The following is a 17,991-nucleotide window of genomic DNA, read 5'->3' as shown; positions in this document are numbered from 1 at the left end:
GGAAGGCCGCTGATCGTGCCTGAAACTGTTGAGGACATTGAGTTTCGGCTCCTGTTAGAAGCCGTCCTACGGAAGTATCATTACGACTTCCGGGGCTATTCGATCGCTTCGCTCAGGCGTCGCCTCCGGCAGGCGCGCGAGCGACTCGGGTGTCGAACGTTCTCTCAATTGCAGGACTGCGTTCTGCACGACTCGTCGGTCTTTCCCACCTTGCTCTCGTACCTGACGGTCCAGGTCAGCGAGTTATTCCGGGACCCCGCGTACTTTCGGGCCGTCCGGGAGCAGGTCGTTCCTTACCTCAGGACCTACCCCTCGCTGAAGGTCTGGGTTGCGGGGTGCTCGACCGGCGAGGAGGTTTATTCGCTGGCGATCCTGTTCCGTGAGGAGGGAGTCGAGGATCGGACGATGATCTACGGCACGGACATCAATCCCGAGGCGCTCCGCAAGGCCGAGGCCGGGGTCTACGATCTCGATCGCATCCCGCTGTTCACGGAGAACCATCGCAAGTCGGGCGGCAAGTCGTCGCTGTCCGACTACTATACGGCGGCTTACGGCGGAGCCGTGTTCGACAAGAGCCTGCGCCGGCGAGCCGTCTTCTCGGACCACAGCCTCGCGGCGGACGAGGTGTTCGCCGAGGTTCAGTTCGTCTCCTGTCGAAACGTCCTCATCTACTTCGACCGCGAGCTTCAAAACCGAGCGATCGGCCTGTTCCACGACTCGCTGTCTCACAAGGGATTTCTGGGCCTCGGCGCCAGAGAGAGTCTGAGGTTCACCGAGCACGCCGAGTCCTTCGAGGAATTCGACCGAGAAGAGCGGATCTACCGGAAGCGAGGCGACCGATGACTCGACCGCAGCTTGAGGCCGTGGCGGTCGGAGCGTCGGCCGGCGCGTTGGAGGCCTTGTCGGTCGTGCTGCCGGCTCTGCCGCCCGATTTCCCTCTCCCCATTCTCGTGGTCGTCCACCTTCCTCCCGACCGCAAGAGCCTCATGGCCGGTCTCCTGGGAGACCGCTGTCGATTGAGCGTCCGAGAGGCCGAGGACAAGGAACCCGCCGAGCCTGGAACCGTTTACCTCGCGCCTCCTGACTATCATCTTATGGTCGAGCCCGACCGCCGGCTGTCGCTCTCCGGCGAGGAGCCCGTCCTCTTCTCACGCCCCTCGATCGACGTGCTGTTCGAGACCGCGGCGGAAACCTACGGCCCCGGGTTGGCGGGGGTGATTCTCTCCGGCGCGAACAGCGACGGCGCACGCGGTTTGCGAGCGATCATGAACGCCGGAGGCGTCGGCATGGTGCAGCGCCCGGACACCGCCCTCGCCCAGACCATGCCGACGTCCGCACTGGCCGCATGCCCCAAGGCTCTCGCGCTCGACCTCGCGGAGATCGCCGCGGCCCTTCGTGATATGGTGGAATCGAGATGAACGACGCGTCCCACGCCCCGGTCTACTTCCTGATGGTCGACGACCGTGAGGAGAATCTCACGGCCCTTGAAGCCTTGCTGCGCCGTGACGGTCTCGTCCTCCTGTCGGCCCGATCCGGCGCCGAAGCCCTGGAACTTCTCCTGAAACACGAGGTGGCGCTGGCCCTGGTGGACGTTCAGATGCCAGGGATGGACGGCTTCGAACTGGCCGAACTGATGCGTGGGGCCGAGCGAACGCGGCGCGTACCGATCATCTTCCTCACGGCCGGGGTCGCGGACCAGAAGCGACGATTCCGCGGCTATGGGGCGGGAGCCGTCGACTTCCTGGGAAAGCCTCTGGAGCCCGACGTCTTACGAAGCAAGGTCGACGTCTTCTTCGAGTTGGCCCGCCAACGGGACGAATTGAAGGCCGCACTCACGGAGAACGCCCGCTTGCTCGCGGAAACGCGCCTGCACGCCGCGGCTCTCAAGAACGCCGACCGACTCAAGGACGAGTTCCTGGCGATGCTCGCCCACGAGTTGAGGAACCCCCTCTCCGCGACCTCGAACGCCGTTCAGGTCTGGAAGCGCAGCGACCGTCTGGAACACCACGAGTGGGCCCGGCAGGTGATTGAGAACCAAATGAAAACGTTCTCACGCCTGATCGACGATTTGTTGGACGTCTCGCGGATCAACCACGGCAAGATCCGCGTGCAAAAGCAGACCCTGAATCCGGAGCCGATTCTGAATCAGGCACTGGCGGCGGTTGCGCCGCTGGTCGAGGAACGAGGACACGTCCTGAAAGTCGAGATGGCGCACGGCGACGCCCAGGTCGACGTTGATGCGACCCGACTTGAACAGATCGTCGTCAATCTCCTGACCAACGCCGCCAAGTATTCCGAGGATGGTTCGCAGATCCGCCTCTCGACGCAAGTCGAGACGCCGGAACTCGTCATCCGAGTGAAGGACACCGGCCTTGGCATCGCTCCCGAACAGCTTCCGCGGATGTTCGAGTTGTTCGCGCAGGGAGACCGCTCGATCGCGCGATCCGAGGGAGGCCTGGGAATCGGCCTGACGCTCGTCAAATCGCTCGTCGAATTACACGGCGGGACGATTGAGGCGGAGAGTCCAGGACTGGGTCACGGCAGTACGTTCACGATTCGACTCCCCCTCTCCCAGAATACTCCCGAGTCGATCACGTCGAACGGCGAGGCTCCGTCCGGCGTCAATCGGGGCGGGTTGGTCGTTCTGGTCGTCGACGACAACGCCGACACAGCCTGGGGAATGTCGCGTCTACTCCAACTTCACGGATATGAAGTGGTCGTCGCCGGCGACGGCCCGGCGGCGGTGGCGACGGCGCGCGAGCGTCAGCCCGACGTCGTGCTGCTCGACATCGGCCTCCCGGGCATGAACGGCTACGAAGTCGCCGGCAAGCTCCGTGAGGACCAAGGGTGCAAGGCCGTCACGCTCATCGCCGTCACCGGCTATGGGCAAGAGACCGATCGCACACGCGCCCGGCAGGCGGGCTTCGATCATCACTTCACCAAACCGGTCGACTTCGACCAACTCACGGCCCTCCTGGCGGAGGTGCGATCGCCGTGAAGAAGCTACCCGGCCAGGATTCGAACCTGGAAAAACAGGACCAAAACCTGTTGTGATACCGTTTCACCACCGGGTAATCGTCCAGGCATTCTAGCGACGGCCGAGGCGTTCGGGAAGACGAGTCGGTCGCCGCGGCGACCTCATCCCGCCCACGAGACGCCGTCGAGCGAGCCCTGAACCTTGTAGGCCAGGTTCTCGAGCTGGATGCTCAGATCCACGGCGACCACGCTCACGTGAGGCGGAACGGCCAGAGGTACCGGTGCGAAATTGAGGATGCCGCGCACCCCGGCGGCGATCATCAACTCCGCCACGCGCTGCGCGGAATCGGCCGGAACGCAGAGAAGCGCGAGCGCGGCCTTATGCGTGGCAACGCTTTTGCGGATGGCGTCCAGCGGCTCGACGACGATCCCCTGGTGAGTCTGACCGATCTTCTTCGGGTCGGAGTCGAAGATCGCGACGATGTGGAAGCGCCGGGACTGAAAGCCCCGGTAACGCAGCAGCGCCCGGCCGAGATTGCCGAGCCCCACCAGCAGCAGAGGCCAGTCCTTGTCGACCCCCAGAATCCTACGCAGAACGAGGATGAGGTCGTCGATGTGGTAGCCGATGCCGGGCCGCCCAAACTGGCCGAAGAATGCGAGATCCTTCCGAACCTGGGCGTTCTTGATTCCGAACGGCTCGCCGAGCTGGTCGCTGGATGTCTTCGTCTGCCCCTGACGCTGGAGCGTCTCAAGCTGACGAAGGTAAAGGCTTACGCGACCGACCACGGCCTTCGGGGCCGGCTTCGCATTGGGATGCCCGTTTCGTGAGGAATCCACGAGGTGCATCTCCGAGAGAAGACTGACCCGACACTTTGGCAAAATCCATGCCATCGCCTTTGGAGATTCTAGGGCTTATCCCCTATCGGGGTCAAGCCGGCTTGGCCTCGCCTTCTGGCGGACTCCCCAGAATCCTTTGGACCTCATCCCGCCAGACGGCATGAGTTTCCCCCTGGATGCGAACGTCAGGGGTTGTGATCGTCCTTCGGACGTTGTTCAGGCGCATGGCCTGCTCCATCAAGGTGCGTCCCACGCCTCGAACCGCGGTCCGGGGGTGATCGCCTCCCTCGATCAAGGGCGCGATGAACACGTCCACCTCGTCGACCGCTCCCGCCTCGAAGAACGCCCCCATGACGGTCCCTCCCCCCTCGACGAGGACGTTCGTCATTCCTCGTGAGCCAAGTTCGGCGAGAAGTTCACCCACGGGCGGACGCTCGACGTTGGGGAACGAAAGCACCTCGCATCCCAGGCCGCGGAGTCGGTCGATCGCCTCAACGTCGGCCGAAGCCCCGGTTACGACGAGCGTGGGCGTCTCGCGAGCGGTGCGGACGAGGACCGAGTCGACGGGAAGCCGACAGTGGGAGTCGAGAACGATTCGCGTCGGAGTCCTCGGGCCGGGCGGACGGACGGTCAGTTGCGGGTCGTCGGTGATCGCGGTCCCGACGCCGATGAGGATCGCGTCCATACACCCGCGAACCTTGTGGACCAGAGCCCGTGACTCCGCCGAGGAGATCCAGCGGCTGTCGCCTCCGGCCACGGCCGTTTTTCCGTCCAGCGTCATGGCCCATTTGGCGATGACGTAGGGGAGGCCGGTGACCACTCGCTTCAAATAGGGCCGATTCAGGTCGATGGCCTGTTCCTGACCGACACCGACCCTGACCTCAATGCCGGCGTCGCGTAGACGGGCGAATCCACCGCCGGCGACCTTCGGGAAGGGATCTCGATGAGCGGCGACGACTCGTGCAATCCCGGCGCGGAGGATCGCGTCCGTACAAGGAGGCGTCTTACCCTGATGGCAGCAAGGTTCGAGAGTGACGTAGAGCGTCGCTCCCCGCGCCGCTGCGCCGGCCTCCTCCAGCGCATCGACTTCCGCATGTGGCCCCCCGAACCGGCGATGATGTCCAACGGAGACCAACTGCCCGTCGCGGACCACGGCGGCCCCGACCATCGGGTTAGGCTCGACGGCCCCCCGACCGCGAACCGCCTCGCGCACGGCCCGCGTCATCCAGAGCATGTCAGGATCGCCGGTCTCCAAATCAGCTTGCATGGCGTTAGAAAGGAGCCTGGTTGGCCGGTTTGGGAGCCGGCGGCGGCGTAGGCGCCGCCTTGGACTGCGTGGCCGGCGTCGAAGGCTTCGGCGGCTGCACCGGCTGGGGCGGACCGAGCGCGCGGAATTCCTCGGGATACGGATAGAGGATCCGGTAGAGGATGGACAGCCGACGGCGGACGTCGTCTCCGGAGAAGGGAACGAACGTCGAACGGATCCATGGCGGAACGGCGTCGAAGAACTGCGCCAGTCGAGTCGGATCCACCGGGTGTTGGAGCTTGTGTTCCTGGACGTACAGGTTGACGGCGAACCGGTGGAGATAGGGCCGGGGCCGCGTGGTGTTCTCAGGCGTGTTGGCCTCGGCCTGCTCGAGTTTGCTCTCGATCTTGCTCAACCAGTCCTTGGGACCGACGTTCAAGCCGCGAAGTTCGCGGAAGCGCGTCTCGGTCTCGGCGATCCAGTGGTCCTCGTCGAAGTCGGCGGGCTTCAATTCCCGAGGGATCTTGAGTTCTTTCCGCTTCTTGATGAGTTCGTCCTTACGGACCCCCGCGGTCATCCCGTCGATTCGAGCGCGCTCGGTCGCATTCAACGACAGCCAGACCTTGCAGAGCGCCGCCACCTCGAACGCACCGGTGCCGCCGATCTGGATGAAGTCCAGCGACGCGTTTGAGCCGCCGCCGGGAGGTGGATACTTGGCCGTCAGCTCCTGGATTCGCTTGAGCCGCACGTCCGCGGGCATGGCCAGCAGGGCGTCTCGGTCGCGTTCAGGGAGGCTCTTCAACCAGTTGTGGTAGCGGCGAAGGACGATCAGATAATCGTCGCGCTCGTCTTCGGGCAGATTGTTGAGCCGTTCATCGATCGAGCGGACGGCGCGTTGCTCGTCGTTGTTCAGCATCATGTCGAAGCGACGAAGAGATTCGCGAAGCCGATCACGCTCGGCCGGGGACTTGCGCAAAAACCACGAGCGATCAAGCTCAAGGTTCGACGCCCCCACGAGCACCACCACAACGAAGCCCAGAGCCATTGCAGCGAGACGGAACGGGATGGAATCCCTGGCTTCGCCGCTCATGGAACACTCGCGCGGTTGGTGCCGAAATCGGGAGAGTTCTTGAGGGCGTCGAGCATCTCGAAACCACCGACCTCCAGGTATTCGTCCAGGTGCTCGGCCAGCGTCAAGTCGCGAATCACTCGGGCGTCAGGATCGGGCCACAGATTGCACGCCGCGAGATAGCCGCCAACCCCAGCCGCTCCGGCGAGCAGGACGCACGCCGCCAACTTCAGGATGGCGGCGGCTGGCGCCGCAAGGGGCGCGAAACGCGTCGCCTTCTTGACTTCGAGGGACCGAATGTACGTGAGCGTTCGATCGTGGAACTGCTCAGAGACCTGGGGCCGCTCCAATTTGTCGAGAGCGTCCCAGGTCTTCTTGAGCAGGTCAACCTCTCGCCGAGCGGTCGGACTGTGCGTCAGCTTGGTCGAGAGGTTGCGAGACTCGGCTTCCGTCAACTCGCCGTCGATGTACGCGACGAGGTTGGCCCGGTCTTCGGGCCGTAGGCGTTGCTGGTCATGGCCTGAACTCATGCTGCGGCTCTCAGATGCGAAAGGCGTCGTCCACGGCGCCCCAGGCCGTCAGCCTGGGAAGCCCATCCCGCCGCCCATGCCGCCGAACCCACCCATGCCGCCCATGCCCGCGTTGGTGGCCCCAGCGCCGCCGGGGATCGCACTGAACCCGGAGACCTGAGGGCGTCCACCGCCGCCAAGACGACGGGAGCCGGACGGGACGCTTGAATTCGGACCGAAACCCGCTCGCATCGTGGGGAAATACTGCGAGGCCCTACCATAGTAGAGCGACGGCCCAGTCCCGTTGGCGTTCGACGGATTGGTGGCGAACCGGTAGGGATTCGCGACCCGTTCCCTGCTCTTGTCGCGAGAGTAGGGCTTGGTCGGGTCGTAGGGCTCCGAGGTATACGGAGAGATCGGATCGTAGAGCGACGGCTTTTGCGAGGCAGCGTAGTACTGGCGCTGCTGGACCGCCTGGTTGATGGAGTCGTCGGGGCGAGGCCTCATCGCCTGCATCTGCTGGTTGGGCAGATAGTAGGCGTAGTAGAATGCGAACGGGTCGGCCGAGATGTTTCCGAAGGTGCTCTGCGCTCGGGTTGACGTGGGGACGAGAGCCGCCCCCAACACCAGGAGCAGCAGGGCGAACCGGCGATGTCGAGGGTGAACCATGGGGCACCTCTATTCCTTCGGGTCGACGGACCGTGCGAATCCTCTTCCTGAAGTTCCGTAATCGACCAACGGCCGGACCAGGCCGGAGTCGAACCCCGCGTGAGGCGCAAGGGCCCCCGCGCCAGGGCTTCTCTCTAGTATAATCGGACTCGCCGGCTGGACAAGCAGGGGTGATTCCTCGAAACAGGAAGATCGACCGCCCAGGTCGGCGCAAGCTGATCTCGACGAGGAGGAAAGGCCGTGGCCAACTGGATTCTTGCGGCGTCGACTTTAGGGACGCAAGCCGCGACCCCGTCCTACTACTACGCGGGGCTGGCGGGACTGGTGGTGGCGATGGCAGTCGCCGCCGTCTGGGCCTATCGCTCGTGGGAGGAAGCCCACGAGGAACTCGATCCGGCCACCAAGGACGAGCTGATGGAGGCCTTCCAGCAAGCCCGACTCGAGGGCGAGCTGGATGACCAGGAGCTCGCCCGAATCCGAAGCCGGATCGAGTCCAGTCAGGCCCCCGGCGAGGCCGAACGGCCGCGGCGACGGCCGACGGGCGGAGTCAACTGACGTCGTAGTTCTCGCGATCGCTGGAGCGAGCCGGGTTGATCCCGATTTTGGATTCGCGGATGAACTCGACGAACTCGGCGACCTCGGCGAACTCGCCAAGGTCCTGGCCGATTCGCTCCAGGGCCGCGGAGATCGGGCGTCCCTCGCGATAGAGGATCCGGTAGGCCTGCCGAAGGGCGTTGATCGCCTGATTCGTGACCCCGGCGCGACGGAGCCCCACAAGGTTGAGCCCGGTCACGCAGTTGTAGCCCTGCTGGAGCACGAAGGGAGGGATGTCCTTCGAGGAGGCCCCCATCCCGCCGAGCATCGCCAGGCGTCCCACGCGAACTCGCTGCTGGACGGCCGTGTTGCCGGACAGGATGCAGGCGTCGAACAGAACCGCGTGCCCCGCGATCAGCGCATTGTTGACGATCGTGCAACCGTCGGCGACCTGGACGTCGTGGCCAAGGTGGGAACTGCACATGAACAGGTTATGGTCGCCGATGATCGTCTGGCCATTCCCCTGCACCGTGCCGCGGTGAACCGTGACGAATTCGCGGAAGACGTTGTGGCTACCAATCCGGACACTCGTGGGCTCGTCGCGGTAACCGCGATGCTGAGGGCTCTTGCCCAGCACGGCGCCATGCCCCACAAAGTTGTTCCGCCCCATCGTCAACGGCCCGCTGAGACAGGCGTGGGCCTCGATGACGCATCCGGCTCCGATGCGGACAGGCCCCTCGATTATGGCGTAGGGGCCGACCTGGACGTCCGGCGCGAGGACGGCCTCAGGGTCGATGATAGCCGTTGCATGAACCAATTCCGATTCGATCAGCGCCATGCCCGCCTCCTGCTCCTCGGCGTCCACCAAGTCCCATCGCATTGCGTCGACCACCGTCATCATCGGTCGTCGGAGTTGTAGGCCTTGATATAAATGCACCGGGCGTGACGACGCCTCGCGAAGTGAGGGTGGAAACGTACCCGATTTCTGGAAGTCCGGGAATCCGAACTGCGACGCCCCCACGAGCCTGGCGCCGATGGATTCGCCTGGCTTGCAAGTTGTGTCGCCGTTAGGCTTAAGCGCGAGTCGGCCCGCGTCGCACCCTCAGACCGGAGTCATGCACGGAGGGACTGATATGGCGACGGCGAAGAGCTTGCGGAGACGAATCTTCGTCACCGTGGTCCCCGCAACGGTGCTACTCCTGATCAGTCTCTACATATCGATCTGCTGGATCACGGCCGAGCGGCTGACGAGACCGACGAATCACCTTCTGGACGTCGACGTCTGCCGACTCAGCGACGACGCCGAACCCTGGTCGACTCGAACCCAGGACGGCCTCACCTTGCGCGGCTGGCGGTTGACGTCGGGCGAGCGGCAGCCGTTGATCGTGCTCGTCCATGGGATGTGGAACAGCCGACTGGAGGTGGCCGAACTCGGCCGCGATCTCCACACGCTGGGATTCGACGTCTTGCTCTTCGACTTCCGCGGCCACGGCGAAAGCGACCCGTCGCGGCTGACTCTGGGAATTCAAGAGCGCCTGGATTTACGGGCCGTTCTCGCATGGGCCCGGCGCATGGGATACGCCGAGAACCGGATCGGCTGGCTGGGCTACTCGATGGGAGCCGCGACGCTGCTCCTGGAGGCGGCCGACAATCCGTCGATTCGGACCGCCGTGGTGGACAGCCCTTACGGCGACCTCCCCGGCCTGCTCGACACGCAACTCCCCTTGCACAGCGGACTTCCCCGATGGTTCAACCCGGGAATCCTCGCCTGCGCACGAATGCTGTACGGCCTTCGTGCGGAAGAACTCGTCCCGACCGAGGCGGCGTCGGCATGGGGGAACCGGCCGGTGTTTCTGATCCACGGCGAGTCGGACTCGATCGTCCCCGTTGAACAGGCCCTTTCACTGAGCCGATCTCTTGGGGCGGCTTGCGCGACCACGATCTTGCCCGGCGTCGAACACGTCAAAGCCTATGAGACCGACCCGGAGAACTATGTAGAGCAGGTTGGCCAGTTTTTCCGTAGGCATTTGGCTCCCTGATCCGCGCGCGACCGAGGCCGACTCCCCCGGTTGGAGGAGTCGGCCTCGGTTATGCGATTGCGTTCAGGAGGTCAGGCGTTGGATCAGGGCCCAAGGCCGCCGTGGGTCCGGAACGGCGTCATGTGCGACGGCTGGTCGAGCATCCAGAAGCGCTCCCAGTCGTCGCCCGCTTGGCGGAGGTTCTCGGACTCGTTGAGGAGTTGCTCCACGCGCCGAGGTTTATAGGCCGCATACCGTGGCAGCGGCACCGGCGCACAGCCCTCGAAAAGGGCGAGGGAGGCGACCAGAATAGCCATGGCCGCCAGAAGTTTTCGCATGTCGGGATCCTCCCGCCTACGGTAACGCGCGGACCAGTCGCTCCACACAATCCTTGCATGGTTCTGATCCGTGGGCTCGCCGCCGGGTTCCTCCCGCGGGGCGAGCCTATCATCCCGTTCGCTCAGAGTGTCGAGGGGGACCGTAAGTCCACCCTGGTACCGTTCATCGGCTCCGAGACCCTGGATCGTCCTGGAATTCCCCAAACCCGCGTGAAACGAGGGAGGAATGGACGACGCGTGCGACGGGGGCGGGAGGCGTTGGCCTCACTCCTTCGAGCTACGCGCCTGGGGCTCGGAAACCGGTTCGACGGTTCCGTTGCCTTCTAGATCGGCATCCGCACCTTCTTCCAACAGGGGAAGATTGTCCGGATTCATCTTTCGCACCAATTCTTCCATCTCTTTGCCCGGCTTGAAGGTGACGACGTTCTTGGAGGGGACGTACACCTTGTCGCCGGTGCGAGGGTTGCGCGCCTTGCGGGGAGCCCGACGCTTAACCTCGAAAACGCCGAAATTCCGCAGCTCGATCCGGCCCTCGGTGACAAGAGTCTGGATGATGGCGTCCAGGGTGCGCTGGACGATGTCCTTGGTTTTGAGCTGCGTAAGCCCGATGTCCTCGGAGATTCTCTTCACAATCTCTTTTTTCGTCACGATGGCGATCTCCACGGGGCGCGGTCGGTCGCGGGGCGGCCCAGAGCGTCTCAACTGTATTGGCCGTATGGAGTAGTGTCAAGAAAAAACAATCCGAACACCTGCGCAGGCCGACTCTGACGACGTCGGCTCGGCCCATTTCACGCGTGTTCGGAAGGGACCGGCGGGGACAACTCGCCGCAGTCCACGGCCAGGGCGAGGTGACGGTGGAGCGGGGCGTACCCCCAGGGCCACTCGTGCTGGTCGACGATCGCCTTGAGGCGACTCAGAAATTCCTCGGACAGGCGCGGGGCGTGTTCCTGAAAAACGGGGTCGCAGAAATAGACCCGACACCCCAGCGGGCGGGCCTCCCTCGCCGTGCAACGCCCCTTTTCATCCTGCCAGGGACAGGTTAGGCCCGCGTCAAGAGCCCGAACGGGAGCCGGGGCGTCGGCGATGAGCACCGCCGCCTCGGGCGAGGAGAGAAAGAGGGTGTGGCCGTACTCCTCGAACCGACAGCAACGCCCGCTGACCGCGCAGGTCGGGCCGAGTCGGGCGACGGCTGCGTCCAGCTCCCCATAGAGGATCGCCAGCGGCCCCCGAGCCTCCGCCGCGAGCGACGACGCCTCGGATTGGGGATTGAGGTCTTCTGGGCTCATGTCCGGACCATCCCGATGGACGTGATGATCTCGTCGGCCGAGTAATGACGCCCCTTGCCGGATCCAGGGCAGATCTCGGTGACGTGCCGCCAGTCCTCCGGAGTCTCGACGTTCTCAGGCCAGAACGGCCAGGTCCGGCATTGAACCGGGCGAGCCGGATAGACGGTGCAGCCGACCCCACGCTCCCAGAAGATGCAATCACCGCCCGGCCGCTCGATCAAACTGTAGCGGCGACCGACCTTGCGCACGAACTGCATCGAGAATTCGTCGAGCGTTTCGCCCCGATGTTCCGCCAACGCGGCGATCTCTTCAGGCGTCACCCAGACGTATCCGGGCGCGCCGGTGCAACATGCGCCGCATTTGGTGCACTCGAAGGAGAGGCCGTCCTTGTACCAGGGTTCTTTGGCTCGACGGCTGCTCATGAAAAGTCCTGGTCTCTGAGGTTTCCGTCGCCCTGGCGATTCATCTGCACAGTGTACCGACCGCCCGTCCTACGGGCAATTCCTACGTGTCCAAGGGTATGAAAAGGCAGGGGTTGTGATAAGCTGACAGGTCCCGTGCGGGACCGGCGGCCAGCCCCGACGGCTTTCGGACTAGACGGAGGATCCCTGTGTTCACATCCACCAGCCCGATCGAACGCGTCGTCGTGACGCGGATCCAGATTCCGCTGAAGTCGTCCTGGCCTGAAGCGATGGTCGAGGCGGGTGTGAAGGAAGCCGTCCTGGTGACGCTGGAGTCCGCCGGAGGCCTTGCCCATGGCGAGAGCTCTCCCGCCCCGAGCCAGCCCCATCTGGTCGACTCCTCCTGGAACGAGTTGACGAACGTCGTGGCTCCTAAGCTTCTCGGCGCGTCGGTGGATTGCACCGAACGGATCGGCGAAATCGCCGGCTCCTGGGGGGTCGGGCCGATCGCGACGGCGGGCGCGGAAACCGCCCTCTGGGATCTCCTGGGGCAGGAGCACCGAGTCACCGTCGCCCAGCTCCTGGGCGCGGACGAAACCCAGATCAGCATGGGGGTTGAGTCCGGGCTGGCGCTGGGACTCTATCCCTCGGTCGTTGATCTGCTGGGGGCCGTCGAGGCCCATCTCGCGGAGGGATACCGCCGGGTGAAGCTGCGCATCTCCCCCGGCCGCGACCTGGAGTTCGTCAAGGCGGTCCGACGGCACTTCGAGGATGTCGAGCTGATGGTCGACTGCGGGGGAGAATACTCCCCGGCCGACGCCGAACTCTTTCGTGAGCTTGACGAGCTTGACCTGCTCATGATCGAACAGCCGTTCGCGACCGAGGCGCTCGCCGAGATGGCGGACCTCCAGAAGTCGCTGACCACGCCGATCTGCCTCGACGAATCGGCGGACACCCCGGAACGGACGGCTGAGGCGATTCGGCTCGGGGCCTGCAGGATCGTCAACCTGAAGGTCCAGCGCACCGGCGGACTTGGCGCCGCCAGGGCGATGCACGACCTCTGCTTCCAGCACGGCGTGGCCTGCTGGGTCGGCTCGACGGCTGAGTTCGGACTCGGCCAGACGTTCAACGTCCATCTGGGGACGCTGGCCAACTGCAAGTATCCGTCCGACGTGCAACCCAGCGCCCGCTGGTTCGTCGACGACTACGCGGCGCCGCCGTTCGAGATGTCGTCTCCCGGCGTCTTCACGGTCCCCGCCCGACCCGGCGTCGGCGTGCAGGTGGATCCACAGAAAATCCGCCGCTATCAGGTCGACCGCCGCGAATTCACCCGTACGACAACCGCTTGAGACGATCGGGAGCCCGTTCCATGCAGAGCACTCGTCGCGAGTTCCTCGCCGGCGCAGCAGCCGTCGCAACCGCCGCCCTGGCCTCGGGGGCTTCAGCCCCCCTGCCCCTCGTCGACTCGCACGTCCACATCTGGGACCTGGAAAAGATCCGACTCCCCTGGCTCAAGAACAACACCACACTCAACCACAACGCGCGTTGGGCCGAGTATCGAGAAGCCGCCGCGGGTCTCGACGTCGTCAAAGCCGTCTACCTTGAGGTCGACGTGGCCCCGGCCGATCATCCTCTGGAAGCCAAGCTGGCGATCGATCTCTGCCGAGATCCGGGGAACGCCATCACCGGCGCGGTGATCGGAGGACGGCCGGCTGACGAGGGCTTCGCCGCCTACATCGAACCCCTGTCGAAAGATCCGGCCGTCAAGGGTCTGCGCCAGGTGCTGCACGGGTCGACCCCGGCCGGCTACTGCCTTCAGGACGCCTTCGTCCGAGGAATCCAGAAGCTGGGCGAACTGGGCCTGAGCTTCGATCTCTGCATGAGGCACGCCGACCTTGCCGACGGGGCCAAATTGATCCAGGCCGCGCCGGGGACGCCGTTCGTCCTGGACCATTGCGGCAATCCGCCGGTTTTCGGCGACCTCACGACCTGGAAGCGCGATATCGACCGCATCGCTGCTTTCCCGAACGTGGTGGGCAAGGTGTCCGGGATCGTCTCTCAGGCCAAGGATCGGCCCTGGAAGCCGGACGACCTGGCCCCCGTCGTCCGCCACATGCTGGAGGCCTTCGGACCCGACCGCGTCCTCTTCGGCGGCGACTGGCCCGTCTGCACGATTGGCGCACCGCTCAAGGACTGGGTGAACGCCCTCACCCAGATCGTCGCCGACCTTCCCGAAGACCGCCGGCGGAAGCTGTTCCACGACAACGCGATTCGGGCCTACCGGCTCTCTTGAGCCCGTCTCTAGCCGCCGATCGAGTACATCGGTCGGTCAGGCTGGATGAAGCGGGCCGTGTTGATCTCGTGCCCTTCCCACTTGGCGGCGACCGAGGCGGCGACGGCCTGCGCGACAGCCTCCTCGGGCGCCTCTGAGCGGAGCATCTCCCGGACGTCCGTCTCCTCCAGCGCGAACAGGCAGTTGCGAAGCTTGCCGTCGGAGGTCAGCCGGAGCCGGTTGCAGCTCCCGCAGAAGGGACGGCTCACCGACGAGATCAGGCCGACTCGACCGCCGCCGTCGAGATAGTCGTACGCCAGGGCCGGCGCGCGGGGGTCCTGATCGGCGGCCGGGGCGAGCGGAGCGACCTCGCGAGCGATGACGTCGAGGATCTCCTGAGCGTAGAAGACCTTCTCACGCTCCCAGAGGTGGCCTGCGTCCAGCGGCATGTACTCGATGAATCGCATCTCCACGCCAAGCTCGCGGGCGAACCGGGCGAGCGGCGCGACGTCGTCCTCGTTGAAGCCGCGGATCACGACGGCGTTCAGCTTGATCGGGTCGAACCCCTCGCGTTTGGCGGCGTGAACGCCGGCGATGGCGTCGTCCAGGCCGCGCCGGCGCGCGAGTCGCTCGAAGCGGACGGAATCGAGGGTGTCCAGGCTGATGTTGAGACGCTCCAGCCCGGCTTCCCGGAGCCTTCCGGCGATTGGCGCCAGGAGCATGCCGTTGGTCGTCATGCCGACGTCGGAGACGCCCTCGATCGCGACCAGCATCCGGACCAGGACGTCCAGATCCTTCCTCAGCAGGGGTTCGCCCCCCGTGAGCCGGATCTTGTCAACGCCCAGCGGGGCGACGACCGCGACGAAGCGAGCGATTTCCTCGAAGCTCAGGAGTCGTTCCCGCGGCATGAACTCGACCTGCTCCGGCATGCAGTAGACGCACCGCAGGTTGCAGCGGTCGGTCACGCTGACGCGCAGGTTGTTGTGCACGCGACCGAAGGAATCGATCAGGCGGGGCTTCAAGCTCATGATCGGTCGCGTCTCGGAAGGGGATGACAAGGTGCCGTCGCCCCATTGTAACGCACCGACAAGCTGAGAGTCGCGATCAGCTCATTCCGGGATGGATCCATTCCTCGCGACCGTCGTCCCATTTTTCCCGCTTCCAGATGGGGACGACTTCCTTGAGCGTGTCGATGAGCCAACGACATGCCTCAAAGGCGTCCCCCCGATGGGGGCAGCTCACGGCGACGACCACGCTGACGTCCCCCAACTCCAGTCGCCCGACCCGATGCGAAAGGGCCAGACCGATCACCGGCCATTTACGGCGGGCCTCAGCTTCCAATTCGGCGAGCTTCTTCGCAGCCATCTCGGGATACGCCTCGTACTCGAGATGAACCGTACGAAGGTCTCCCGTCATCTCGCGAACGGTTCCCAGAAAGGTGCAGACGGCCCCGGCGTTGGGGTGCCGGACGCTCTCGGTGATCCTGGCGCAGTCCAACGGCAATTTGGTGATCTCAACCACGGCGACCTCGGACGATAACGACTAGCCGCCGCTGACGGGGGGGATCAGGGCCAGCGGAACGTCGGCTGGAATGACGGCGTCGTCTCCAGCATACTCATCGCCGACCGCGATCCGCACCCGCTCCGCGATCCCCGCCAGGGCGGGATGCTGCTGAATCAGCGCCCGGCGCAGGTCGACGACCGTCGCCGACTCCGGCAACTCGACGACGACTTCCGGAACTCCGGCCAGTTGGCGGGCGATCGCGAAGAGTCGAACCGATCTCGTCCGGCGAAGGCGGTCCAGGTCGTCGGGGGTATCCAGATCGACGAGAACCGCATCGTCGTCGAACGGGATCTCCTGAACGTCGGCGGCGTGCTCTGAGATCAGGGCGTTGACGCCGACCCCGCCGGGGAGGTTCGGGATCGAGATCGCGATTCGCCATGGGAGGACGATCGGATGCCCGCGTCGACCGCCGAACGTGGGGATGAAGATGGATTCCGGACGGCCTAGCCAGGCGTCGATGAGCCGCCCGACCGTCGCCGCCTTGAGCCTCGGACTATCGGCCGGCGCGAGGAGCACCCCTCCGGGGGCCTTGTCCCGGAGTTCATTCAGGGCGGCCAGTGCCAACTCGACCGACTCGCGCATGTCGCCAGGACGCCTCTCGGGCGTCAGCACCCTCGCGCCGACTTGTGCCGCAGCCTCGGCGATCGGCGGCCCTTCGGGGGCCTCGAACGGCGGCGTGACGACCACGATCGGCCCCGCTCCTCCTTCGCGCAAGGCGTTGACGACGCGAGCGATGAGGGGTCGCCCTCCGAACTCGATCAGAAGCTTCGCCCGGCCCATGCGGCGACTCTCGCCGGCCGCGGGGATGATCGCTGCTACTGTCACGTCGCTCAAAAGCCCTCCTTCCGTCCGAAGTCGACGAACCCTCGACCCACTCGATGCTGCCGTTCCAAGGCCCCCGCATCAATAACGCCTCAAAGAAAGGCCTCAAAAGAACGGAGCGAGCCGCGTACAGGTACGGGCCGACTTACTTCAGCACGCCGATCGTCTATTCGACGCCCGAGTACCGCTTCGATCTGGACGACGGCACGACAGTCTACGCGACGTCGGTCCTTTTCGCCCCTGGCATCGGCGCGATCCCGCGTCCTCGACCCGTAGGAGAGTATCTCCTCTCCGTGACCACTGAGGAGCCCCATCCTGGGCGACGTCGAATGCCGCTACCACAGCACGGTCGCGCCCGAACCTCAGAGCTTTCTGCTGTAAGAGCTCGGCGCCATCGGCCTCACGGTTCGAACGCGACGCCGCAGGCTCCTCGATGGAAGGTCGAGTCGCCTGCGGGTCTGAATCGCCTGCACGTCGGCTCACGCTCGCCAAGACGCCGGGAGTCTCGAAGCGCTTATTCGCTTTTCGTGGACTTCCCCGCCTCGGCGGCTGGCTTGTCGGCGGCCGGCTTCGCGGCTGGAACCGTCGACCTCTTCGGGCGGATCTTCAAGATCCCCTTGACCCACTTGCCGATCTTATCCGACTCCTCGGAGGGCCCAAGCCGCAGGCTCACCTTCTTGGCGTAACCGGCGTCCTCAAGGGCCTGAATCACGCCCGGCTTGGCGCGGGCCTGATTGTAGCGTTCCTCCAGGGAATCGTAGGCGTCGTTGACGTCCTTCAGAACTTGCTGGGCCCGCTCCATGGCGGCTCGGGCCGCGATCTGATCGGACTGTTGCTGCTTGGCGGAGGGTTTTTGCTTGTTGGCCTGCGTGATCTGGGACTTGATCTGGTTGCGCATCGCCTCTTCTTCACGGATCATCGCGTTCGCCTCGTTGCGGTAGTAATTGCCGCCGCGACGTCGCCCGTAGCTCATACCGGCCGACTGCGCCCGGATCGCGCCGATCTCCGCCTGAATCTGCTGCTCCTCCGCCTGAAGGGCGAGAATCCCCTGCTGGATCATCTGCCCCTGCTCGATCTTGCCCATGGCGACGCGGGCCTGTTCACGGGCGGCCTTGGCTTCTTCGTACTTCTCCATCAGCGCCTTCTCGTCGTCGGCGTAGATGTAACGCGTCTTCTCCAGCACGACCCCAAGGTCGGACAGGATGCCTTCCGCCTTCTTCTTGGGTTCGTCCGCCTGAACCGTCGGCGCGAACGCCACGATGAAACCGACCGCCAGCGCCCGCAGCCACCCGATGGAACCGCCGACACGCATGATCGTCCCCTCCGAGAGAAAGCCCGGCTCGAGCCGTCTTTTCTAACTATATCTTAATGAACCCGAGGTCGAGGTCAAAAGGATCGCAGTCCCTCCCAAAAATCGCATCGTGGGTGACGACTTGCATCTGTTGCATTCC

General features: G+C 64.8%; 21 protein-coding genes and 1 tRNA gene. 7 read left to right on the top strand and 15 right to left on the bottom strand.

Annotated features, from left to right (window positions below; translation table 11 throughout):
- Nucleotides 1-15: 15 nt before the first annotated feature.
- From G5C50_RS19520 to G5C50_RS19510, 3 genes are read left to right on the top strand one after another with little or no spacing between them, the layout of a single operon-like run.
- Complete coding sequence (locus tag G5C50_RS19520; RefSeq protein WP_165072052.1) at nt 16-843, top strand: CheR family methyltransferase; 828 nt, start codon at nt 16-18, stop codon at nt 841-843.
- A complete protein-coding gene (locus G5C50_RS19515) occupies nt 840-1,418 on the top strand; it encodes a chemotaxis protein CheB (RefSeq protein WP_165072050.1) in 579 nt (192 codons plus the stop codon). The genes G5C50_RS19520 and G5C50_RS19515 overlap by 4 nt, the downstream gene beginning before the upstream one ends.
- Entirely contained in the window at nt 1,415-2,998 is a 1,584-nt protein-coding gene (locus tag G5C50_RS19510; protein ID WP_165072048.1) for a response regulator, read from the top strand. Before G5C50_RS19515 ends, G5C50_RS19510 begins: the two co-directional genes overlap by 4 nt.
- 5 nt (nt 2,999-3,003) lie before the next feature.
- Here G5C50_RS19510 and G5C50_RS19505 read toward each other — a convergent pair.
- The 6 genes from G5C50_RS19505 to G5C50_RS19480 all read right to left on the bottom strand — a co-directional run bounded on the left by G5C50_RS19505 (nt 3,004) and on the right by G5C50_RS19480 (nt 7,306).
- A tRNA-Gln gene (locus G5C50_RS19505) sits at nt 3,004-3,074 on the bottom strand.
- 64 nt (nt 3,075-3,138) lie between these two features.
- Nucleotides 3,139-3,813 (bottom strand): redox-sensing transcriptional repressor Rex, encoded by a 675-nt coding sequence (locus G5C50_RS19500; protein ID WP_240907276.1) that lies wholly within the window; start codon nt 3,811-3,813, stop codon nt 3,139-3,141.
- 91 nt (nt 3,814-3,904) lie between these two features.
- On the bottom strand, nt 3,905-5,080 hold the full coding sequence (ribD, locus tag G5C50_RS19495) for a bifunctional diaminohydroxyphosphoribosylaminopyrimidine deaminase/5-amino-6-(5-phosphoribosylamino)uracil reductase RibD (RefSeq protein WP_240907269.1): 1,176 nt from the start codon (nt 5,078-5,080) through the stop codon (nt 3,905-3,907).
- 4 nt (nt 5,081-5,084) lie between these two features.
- Complete coding sequence (locus G5C50_RS19490) at nt 5,085-6,149, bottom strand: hypothetical protein (protein ID WP_165072046.1); 1,065 nt, start codon at nt 6,147-6,149, stop codon at nt 5,085-5,087.
- Nucleotides 6,146-6,658, bottom strand: a complete 513-nt coding sequence (locus G5C50_RS19485; protein WP_165072044.1) for an anti-sigma factor family protein — start codon at nt 6,656-6,658, stop codon at nt 6,146-6,148. The genes G5C50_RS19490 and G5C50_RS19485 overlap by 4 nt, the downstream gene beginning before the upstream one ends.
- Before the next feature lie 48 nt (nt 6,659-6,706).
- Nucleotides 6,707-7,306, bottom strand: a complete 600-nt coding sequence (locus tag G5C50_RS19480) for a hypothetical protein (protein ID WP_165072042.1) — start codon at nt 7,304-7,306, stop codon at nt 6,707-6,709.
- A 240-nt stretch (nt 7,307-7,546) separates the two neighbouring features.
- On the opposite strand from G5C50_RS19480, the gene G5C50_RS19475 reads away from it, so the two are divergent.
- A complete protein-coding gene (locus G5C50_RS19475; protein ID WP_165072040.1) occupies nt 7,547-7,861 on the top strand; it encodes a hypothetical protein in 315 nt (104 codons plus the stop codon).
- Here the strand turns inward: G5C50_RS19475 and lpxA are convergent.
- Nucleotides 7,854-8,678, bottom strand: a complete 825-nt coding sequence (gene lpxA / locus G5C50_RS19470; protein WP_165072038.1) for an acyl-ACP--UDP-N-acetylglucosamine O-acyltransferase — start codon at nt 8,676-8,678, stop codon at nt 7,854-7,856. The genes G5C50_RS19475 and lpxA overlap by 8 nt on opposite strands.
- Nucleotides 8,679-8,973: 295 nt before the next feature.
- On the opposite strand from lpxA, the gene G5C50_RS19465 reads away from it, so the two are divergent.
- Nucleotides 8,974-9,879: an alpha/beta hydrolase gene (locus tag G5C50_RS19465; RefSeq protein WP_165072036.1), complete on the top strand. Its 906-nt coding sequence runs from the start codon at nt 8,974-8,976 to the stop codon at nt 9,877-9,879.
- A gap of 83 nt (nt 9,880-9,962) precedes the next feature.
- Here the strand turns inward: G5C50_RS19465 and G5C50_RS19460 are convergent, their stop codons facing one another.
- The 4 genes from G5C50_RS19460 to G5C50_RS19445 form a co-directional block, all read right to left on the bottom strand.
- The gene (locus G5C50_RS19460) at nt 9,963-10,196 is read right to left on the bottom strand and encodes a hypothetical protein (protein ID WP_165072034.1); all 234 of its coding nucleotides are present in this window, start codon (nt 10,194-10,196) and stop codon (nt 9,963-9,965) included.
- 264 nt (nt 10,197-10,460) lie between these two features.
- Nucleotides 10,461-10,844 carry an HU family DNA-binding protein gene (locus G5C50_RS19455; protein WP_165072312.1) on the bottom strand — a complete coding sequence of 128 codons (384 nt, stop codon included), beginning with the start codon at nt 10,842-10,844 and terminating at the stop codon, nt 10,461-10,463.
- A gap of 140 nt (nt 10,845-10,984) precedes the next feature.
- Entirely contained in the window at nt 10,985-11,482 is a 498-nt protein-coding gene (locus tag G5C50_RS19450; protein WP_165072032.1) for a hypothetical protein, read from the bottom strand.
- Nucleotides 11,479-11,904, bottom strand: coding sequence for a YkgJ family cysteine cluster protein (locus tag G5C50_RS19445; RefSeq protein ID WP_165072031.1), 426 nt, complete (start codon nt 11,902-11,904; stop codon nt 11,479-11,481). Before G5C50_RS19445 ends, G5C50_RS19450 begins: the two co-directional genes overlap by 4 nt.
- A gap of 188 nt (nt 11,905-12,092) precedes the next feature.
- Here G5C50_RS19445 and menC point away from each other — a divergent pair, with 188 nt between their 5' ends.
- Entirely contained in the window at nt 12,093-13,232 is a 1,140-nt protein-coding gene (gene menC, locus G5C50_RS19440) for an o-succinylbenzoate synthase (RefSeq protein WP_240907259.1), read from the top strand.
- Between the two features lie 20 nt (nt 13,233-13,252).
- On the top strand, nt 13,253-14,176 hold the full coding sequence (locus tag G5C50_RS19435; protein ID WP_165072030.1) for an amidohydrolase family protein: 924 nt from the start codon (nt 13,253-13,255) through the stop codon (nt 14,174-14,176).
- 8 nt (nt 14,177-14,184) lie between these two features.
- On the opposite strand, the gene moaA is transcribed toward G5C50_RS19435, so the two are convergent.
- The 4 genes from moaA to G5C50_RS19415 form a co-directional block, all read right to left on the bottom strand.
- Complete coding sequence (gene moaA / locus G5C50_RS19430) at nt 14,185-15,183, bottom strand: GTP 3',8-cyclase MoaA (RefSeq protein ID WP_165072029.1); 999 nt, start codon at nt 15,181-15,183, stop codon at nt 14,185-14,187.
- Between the two features lie 76 nt (nt 15,184-15,259).
- Nucleotides 15,260-15,676: a molybdenum cofactor biosynthesis protein MoaE gene (locus G5C50_RS19425; protein ID WP_165072027.1), complete on the bottom strand. Its 417-nt coding sequence runs from the start codon at nt 15,674-15,676 to the stop codon at nt 15,260-15,262.
- Between the two features lie 21 nt (nt 15,677-15,697).
- Nucleotides 15,698-16,543, bottom strand: a complete 846-nt coding sequence (locus G5C50_RS19420; protein WP_206107772.1) for an NTP transferase domain-containing protein — start codon at nt 16,541-16,543, stop codon at nt 15,698-15,700.
- Between the two features lie 511 nt (nt 16,544-17,054).
- On the bottom strand, nt 17,055-17,852 hold the full coding sequence (locus tag G5C50_RS19415; RefSeq protein WP_165072023.1) for a hypothetical protein: 798 nt from the start codon (nt 17,850-17,852) through the stop codon (nt 17,055-17,057).
- Between the last annotated feature and the right edge of the window lie 139 nt (nt 17,853-17,991).

Source organism: Paludisphaera rhizosphaerae, from assembly GCF_011065895.1.
GTDB classification, from domain to species: Bacteria; Planctomycetota; Planctomycetia; order Isosphaerales; family Isosphaeraceae; genus Paludisphaera; species Paludisphaera rhizosphaerae.
Note: the sequence above shows the minus strand (reverse complement) of the source record. Positions and strands in the feature narration are given on the sequence as shown.

Coding starts and splice junctions, on each gene's coding strand:
- G5C50_RS19485 (WP_165072044.1), bottom strand. CDS start 6,658: ATGAGTTCAGGCCATGACCAGCAACGCCTACGGCCCGAAGACCGGGCC.
- moaA (WP_165072029.1), bottom strand. CDS start 15,183: ATGAGCTTGAAGCCCCGCCTGATCGATTCCTTCGGTCGCGTGCACAAC.
- G5C50_RS19510 (WP_165072048.1), top strand. CDS start 1,415: ATGAACGACGCGTCCCACGCCCCGGTCTACTTCCTGATGGTCGACGAC.
- G5C50_RS19515 (WP_165072050.1), top strand. CDS start 840: ATGACTCGACCGCAGCTTGAGGCCGTGGCGGTCGGAGCGTCGGCCGGC.
- G5C50_RS19490 (WP_165072046.1), bottom strand. CDS start 6,149: ATGAGCGGCGAAGCCAGGGATTCCATCCCGTTCCGTCTCGCTGCAATG.
- G5C50_RS19465 (WP_165072036.1), top strand. CDS start 8,974: ATGGCGACGGCGAAGAGCTTGCGGAGACGAATCTTCGTCACCGTGGTC.
- G5C50_RS19460 (WP_165072034.1), bottom strand. CDS start 10,196: ATGCGAAAACTTCTGGCGGCCATGGCTATTCTGGTCGCCTCCCTCGCC.
- G5C50_RS19445 (WP_165072031.1), bottom strand. CDS start 11,904: ATGAGCAGCCGTCGAGCCAAAGAACCCTGGTACAAGGACGGCCTCTCC.
- ribD (WP_240907269.1), bottom strand. CDS start 5,080: ATGCAAGCTGATTTGGAGACCGGCGATCCTGACATGCTCTGGATGACG.
- G5C50_RS19415 (WP_165072023.1), bottom strand. CDS start 17,852: ATGCGTGTCGGCGGTTCCATCGGGTGGCTGCGGGCGCTGGCGGTCGGT.
- G5C50_RS19450 (WP_165072032.1), bottom strand. CDS start 11,482: ATGAGCCCAGAAGACCTCAATCCCCAATCCGAGGCGTCGTCGCTCGCG.
- G5C50_RS19480 (WP_165072042.1), bottom strand. CDS start 7,306: ATGGTTCACCCTCGACATCGCCGGTTCGCCCTGCTGCTCCTGGTGTTG.
- lpxA (WP_165072038.1), bottom strand. CDS start 8,678: ATGGCGCTGATCGAATCGGAATTGGTTCATGCAACGGCTATCATCGAC.
- G5C50_RS19435 (WP_165072030.1), top strand. CDS start 13,253: ATGCAGAGCACTCGTCGCGAGTTCCTCGCCGGCGCAGCAGCCGTCGCA.